The sequence below is a fragment of the Actinoalloteichus spitiensis RMV-1378 genome (assembly GCF_000239155.1).
Classification (GTDB): domain Bacteria; phylum Actinomycetota; class Actinomycetes; order Mycobacteriales; family Pseudonocardiaceae; genus Actinoalloteichus_B; species Actinoalloteichus_B spitiensis.
This window is the reverse complement of sequence record NZ_AGVX02000667.1, coordinates 1-5,794: the sequence shown is the minus strand read 5'-3', so window position 1 is coordinate 5,794 and position 5,794 is coordinate 1. Positions and strand designations below refer to the sequence as shown.

The 5,794-nt window shown below is 71.5% G+C and carries 4 protein-coding genes; 1 reads left to right on the top strand and 3 read right to left on the bottom strand.

What is annotated here, in order from left to right; genetic code table 11:
• Nucleotides 1-406: 406 nt before the first annotated feature.
• Nucleotides 407-2,023: a putative glycoside hydrolase gene (locus ACTIDRAF_RS35425; protein ID WP_016701164.1), complete on the bottom strand. Its 1,617-nt coding sequence runs from the start codon at nucleotides 2,021-2,023 to the stop codon at nucleotides 407-409.
• Nucleotides 2,024-2,538: 515 nt separating this feature from the next.
• Here ACTIDRAF_RS35425 and ACTIDRAF_RS0223630 point away from each other — a divergent pair.
• Nucleotides 2,539-2,874 carry a hypothetical protein gene (locus ACTIDRAF_RS0223630; protein ID WP_016701163.1) on the top strand — a complete coding sequence of 112 codons (336 nt, stop codon included), beginning with the start codon at nucleotides 2,539-2,541 and terminating at the stop codon, nucleotides 2,872-2,874.
• A 93-nt stretch (nucleotides 2,875-2,967) separates the two neighbouring features.
• Here the strand turns inward: ACTIDRAF_RS0223630 and guaA are convergent, their stop codons facing one another.
• Both guaA and ACTIDRAF_RS0223620 read right to left on the bottom strand, forming a co-directional pair.
• On the bottom strand, nucleotides 2,968-4,569 hold the full coding sequence (gene guaA / locus ACTIDRAF_RS0223625; protein WP_016701162.1) for a glutamine-hydrolyzing GMP synthase: 1,602 nt from the start codon (nucleotides 4,567-4,569) through the stop codon (nucleotides 2,968-2,970).
• Nucleotides 4,570-4,888: 319 nt separating this feature from the next.
• On the bottom strand, nucleotides 4,889-5,542 hold the full coding sequence (locus tag ACTIDRAF_RS0223620; protein ID WP_016701161.1) for a M50 family metallopeptidase: 654 nt from the start codon (nucleotides 5,540-5,542) through the stop codon (nucleotides 4,889-4,891).
• Nucleotides 5,543-5,794 lie beyond the last annotated feature (252 nt).

The following is a 5,794-nucleotide window of genomic DNA, read 5'->3' as shown; positions in this document are numbered from 1 at the left end:
CGCGCCCGGCGGGAGCGCTGGCCCTCCCCCATCGCCGCCGCCGGCGCGAAAACACCTGACGGCAGCGGAGAACGGGCCGCGAGGCGCGACCGTCGCGGGCCGGTGCGGACGGCACACCGGCCGCGAGCCGCCAACGCCCCGCGGCCCGTGACGCACGGTGGGCTCAGGCGCGCGGAGTGACCCCGCGCATGACATCCCCACCGCGATCCAGGTCGTGCAGGAATCTGATGAACCACCTCTTGAAAGCACGCATCGCCGTCACACCCCAATCCTTGTGTAATACCGTCAGTGAGCGGAAAGCCCCGGTGGCTCCCGCAGGACCGGGATGGGTGCCGAACGCATCAACAACCAGCCCACCCGTGGGTCGCCGCAGCCCCCCTTCGTATTACAGGGTTCCGGGAATTTTTCATCCCGTCTTCTCCCCCGTCTCCTCGTGATACCGGCCGGCGGGGTTCCAGAGCAGGTACGCGGAGGCCGACGTCTCCTCGACCGCCCGAATCTGGGCACGCACCTCGTCCGGTCCGAAGTCGGTCCCCACCGAGAAGTCCTGGAGCCACGGCACGACCTGCGCCCCCGAGCCGTCCAGCAACCGGACGACGTCGGCGAGCGCCCGCCGGGTGATCTCGTAGGGCTGCGACTCGGGTCGCGCGATCCCGTACTCCCCCGGCCCCCAGCTCGAGGGGAACAGGATCGGCGCGACGAAGTCGACCTGGCCGCCGATCGCGGGGATGTCCTGGGCCACCTCGGTGGGGCGGGTGGCCGCCACCCCGTGCACGGCGGCTCCCACGTACGCGCCGTAGGGCCGCACGGCGTTCCTGGCGTCGCGGAGGAACTCGGCCACCTCCTGCTCCGGAGCCCCCTCGAGCCCCGGGAACCACAGGAGGTCGGGTGCGCCGTGCGGCCGGCGCACCTCGTCGAACACGACGTCGTCGAACCCGAGCTCGACGGCCTCCACGGCGAGGTCGATGTTGTACTGCCGCACCTCGGCGTTCGCGAAGTTGGTGAACACCGGGCCGCCGTACCCGGCTCCCCAGGCCGCCCCGTCCCGGGAACGCACCACCCGGTCCGGTTCCCCGCGCTCCCAGGACCAGCCGGCGAGCACCGGGTCGCGGAACGCCACGATCCTCCCCGCCACACGGACGCCGGCCGCGCGCAGCAGGTCCAGGGTGCTGGCGACGTCGTACCGTTCCCGCACGGCGCCGATCTCCCGGGCGAGGGGGACGTCCGTCGCGTGGGCCACCCACCCGTGCTCGTCCTTCACGTCCAGCTGGACGGTGTCGATCCGCCCTTCCTCCGCCAGGCGCAGGATCTCCGCGCGAACCGGGGCGCGGGCCCAGGCCTCGGCTCCGACGTGCACCGCCCGGCCCGCCGGGTACCGCACGTCCACCACGATCCGCCGTTCGGTGGTGACACCGGTGGCGGCCCGTGCGACGACCTCGATGGCGGGGGGTGGGGTGGGGAAATCGACGGAGAAGGTCCCGTCTGCCGCCACCGCGACCGGTACCCGCTGCACGGTGAGCGAGGTGGCGCCGGTGACCCTGCCGGTAAGGGTGAACGGTTCGGAGGGGCCACTGACCTCGACCGGCTCCGGAACGCTGATCACCGGCCGCGCAACCGGCAGGAACGGGAAGACGGGGACCGGCATGGCCGTCAGCGCCGCCGCGTCGACCACGGTCGGCGGGCCGCTCCCCACCCCGCGGCCGGACTCCTCGAGATCGTCCGCCGACGGACGGTGCGGCCCGTCGCCCCACGGCCAGTCGGGTGGGAGCTCCGGGCTCCCCGTCCAGGCGGGCCCCCCGTTCTCGGCCCCGGCCGCGTTCTGGTCGCCAGGTCCGGTGTCCCCGTCCAGCTCTGGAGGCGCCGGGAGTTCGAGGCTGGGGAGCGGCGCCGCAGGAACCGCCAGCGGGGCGACGTGCGGGCCGTGGAGGATCGTGCGGGCGGGCGACGTGTGCGCGGCGGCCGTTCCCGGGGCGGTGACCGTCCCCGTGAGCACGACCGGAACCAGGACCGCGACGAGCCCCACCCGCGCGGCCCTGCCCCAGCGCCCCCACCCGGTGGCGTGACCCCTGCCGGGGGAAGCAGTGCGACGACGAAACATGACGACCCCGCTGCCGACAGTGACCGGACGATGCCGAGGCTAACCGGAGTGGATTCGATGCGCAGGGCGGAAGTAATGGCTTCTGATCTGCGACTTCGGCGCGAGGGTCGAGCCCGGGAGCCGAGTCGACGCCCCAGTCGGCAGCAGGCCGGAACGGCACGGCACGACGGCACCGGACCGACCGGCCGATCACCACTGGTGATCAATAGTCGCGTGGATCACCAGGTCCCCCCGTTGTCAATCACTCAGAAGAGAGCCTCATTACTTCACTGCCCGGGTTCACGACGCCACACTCCGAACAGGCCCGCTGGTCGTGGTGGTGCCACCGGGCGCGACGACCCGCCGAGCGAGCCCCGCGCCGCGCCCGACCGCACACCCGGACCAGGGGCGAAAGCCGCAGGAGAGTTGCATCCCGCCTGCGGCTGCGGGAGTCTTCGACTGTGAGTGAGGAAACCATCCGACTCGACCTTGACGACGCGGGCGTGGCCACCGGACTTCCGCGTCCGTTTGACACCAGGGACCAGGTTCAGGGAGTTCCCTACCGTCCGGTGCAGTTCCGCGACGACGATCTGCCCTCGGCACTGGAACGGTCCGCGGCCTGGCTGCGGCAGACCCAGGAGTGGCTGGGCGAACCGGTGGACGTCATCGCCGTCCACCTCGACTACGACGACAGCGAGGGCGCGCCGTACTACGACCTCAAGTTGTTGTGCAACGAGGAGGACCTGGCGGGTGCGCCACTAGCCCTCCGGACCAGAGAACAGCGACCGAGCAACTAGGCGGCCGGCGGAGAAGCAGGAGCCGGGGCGGATCGACCGCCCCGGCTCCGTCCGTGTCCGGGTCCGTTCCGTCTCAGGACGCCGGTGCGGCGCTCACTCCCACTCGACGGTGGCCGGTGGCTTGCTGCTGATGTCGTACACCACCCGGTTGACCCCGGGCACCTCGTTCACGATCCGGTTGCTGACCCTGGCGAGGAAGTCGTAGGGCAGCCGGGACCAGTCAGCCGTCATCCAGTCCTCGGTGTCGACGGCGCGCAGCGCGACGACGTCCTCGTAGGTGCGGAAATCGCCCAGCACGCCGACGCTCTTGTCCGAGGTGAGCACCACAAGGGCCTGCGCCGTCCGCTGGTAGAGCCCCGCCGCCCGCAGCTCGGAGATGAAGATCTCGTCGGACCGGCGCAGCCGCTCCAACCGCTCGGGGGTGACGGCGCCGGTCATCCGGACCGCCAGGCCGGGCCCCGGGAAGGGGTGCCGGTCAACGATCTGCTCGGGGAGGCCGAGGACCCGCCCGGCGGCGCGCACCTCGTCCTTGAAGAGGAAGGACAGCGGGTCCAGCAGTTCCAGCTTCATCGTGTCCGGGAGGCCGCCCACGTTGTGGTGCGTCTTGATCTTGGTGGCGGCGGCCGAGTGCCGACCCGAGTCGCCGGCGCTCTCGATGACGTCCGGGTAGGTGGTGCCCTGGATGAAGTAGTCGGCGCCCTCGAGGCTGGGGGCGACCTCCTCGAAGACCTCCATGAAGCAGCGCCCGATCCGCCGGCGCTTCTCCTCCGGGTCGGTGACCCCGTCGAGCGCCTCGAGGAACTTCTGGGAGGCGTCGACCTTGAGCACCTTCATGTCGAGGTGCTCGGCGAACACCGCCATGCACTGGTCGGCCTCGTCCTGCCTGAGCAGGCCGTTGTCCACGAAGACGCACGTCAGCTGGTCACCCACGGCGCGGGCGGCCAGTGCCGCCGCCACGCCGGAGTCCACACCGCCCGAGAGGGCGCAGATCGCCCGCCGGTCGCCGATCCGCTCCCGCAACCACTCCACGGTCTCGTCGACGAAGGACGTGGTGGACCACTGCTCGACGCAGCCGCAGATGCGCCGGACGAAGTTCTCCAGGATGGTGCGGCCGAGCGGGGTGTGGGCCACCTCAGGGTGGAACTGCACGCCCCAGTAACGCGCGCCGTCGCTCATCGCGGCGATCAGCCCGCCCTCGCTGCGGGCGACCACCCGGTGGCCCGGCGGGGGTTCGAGGATGTGGTCGGTGTGGCTCATCCACACCTCGAGCGACTCGCCGATCCCCTCGAAGAGGAGGTTGTCCTCGAGGACCTTGACCGTCGAGCGGCCGAACTCACGCCGCTCCGCCGCCTCGACCCGACCGTCCTGGTGGTAGGCGATCAGCTGCGCTCCGTAGCAGATGCCGAGAACCGGCACGCCGGCCGACCGGACCGCCTCGCTCAGGCCGGGAGCACCGGCGTCGTACACGCTCTGCGGCCCGCCGGAGAGGATGATTCCCTTGGGGGCCAGCTCGGCGATACGCTCCTTGGAGCTGTCCGCCGGCAGCAGCTCGCAGTACACGCCCAGTTCGCGCAGACGGCGCGCGATCAACAGGCTGTACTGCGACCCGAAGTCGAGGACGACGACGGCCTCGTTCACTGAGGCGGACGGGCGGTTGTAGGCCAGCGACCGCTGGGCACCAAGACCCGATTGCATTCCAACTCCTGCTACTCGGCAAACCCGCTAACGGCCCTGCTCCTGAACCGGTGGCCACGGTAGCACTCCGCAGTGGGCCGTCCGGCGGGGTGAGCGGGTCCACTCCGCCCCGCCACACCGACGACCCTGGTCCCCTTTTCTCCAGGGCACGGGGCGGCTGGCCCGACCTCCCGCCGCGTTCGACGGCCACCGGCGTGACGAGCGGGTGAGGCAGGTTACCGCCCGCGAACGGTCACCCACCGCTCCGGGTGCACCGCTCCCGACCCGCGCCCCACCTCGACGACCTCGCGCCGCCCCGCCCCCCGCGTGCCGGCGGAGCTCAGAGCAGACCGAGCAGGAACCCACCGCCGACGACGAGCGCCGCGATGTTGATGAGGAAGAACATGGCGATCCACAGCAACGGGCCCGCTCCGGTGAGCCGGGCGAGTTGGTGCGCATCGGAGTCGCGGGTGTCCGCGCGGTTGCGCATCCTCCCGAGCTCCCGCACGGGACGCACCCCGGCGAACAGCAGGAACCAGGCGAACAGGAGGCCGAACGCCTCCTGGACCTCGACGGCGGCGAACCAGGCGACCAGGAAGATCACCGCCCCCGTCAGCAGTACCGACAACACGCCGAAGGGGTTGCGGATGGCGAGCAGCATCGCTGCCAACACGACGACGGACCCGATCAGCAGCCCCCGGGTCATCCCGTTGGTGACGAGGTAGGCGGCGAGCAGACCCAGCAGCGACGGGGCCGGGTACCCGGCCACGAGGGTGGCGATCATGCCCGGCCCTCGCGGTCGTCCCACCGACACCGTCACGCCCGACGTGTCGGAGTGCAACCGGATCCCCGCGAGCCGTCGTCCCGTCAGCAGCGCCACGATCGCGTGACCACCCTCGTGGACGATGGTCACGACGTTGCGCAGGAGCCGCCAGCTCCCCCGGTGCAGGACACTGGCCAACGCGACCAGTCCGGCGGCGGCGACGAGCGCCATCCCGGATTCGACGGTTCGCTCGAGAAGTAGGTCCACCGACGCTCCAGCTTCCACATGCGGCATCCGCGCTCCCCAACCGGAGCCGTCCCAAGATTCCACACGTCGCCCGACCGAGGACCGGAGGCCGGGGGAAGGGAGGAACGGGGCGTGCGCGGCGCACGACCCGAGGGGGACCGGCCGGAGCTGGCTGGGAGGCGGCCCGCCGCGCAGGCTTCGGGGAGCGGCTCGTTCGAGGGACACCGGCTCGTTCCC

Coding starts and splice junctions, on each gene's coding strand:
- guaA (WP_016701162.1), bottom strand. CDS start 4,569: ATGCAATCGGGTCTTGGTGCCCAGCGGTCGCTGGCCTACAACCGCCCG.
- ACTIDRAF_RS0223620 (WP_016701161.1), bottom strand. CDS start 5,542: ATGGCGCTCGTCGCCGCCGCCGGACTGGTCGCGTTGGCCAGTGTCCTG.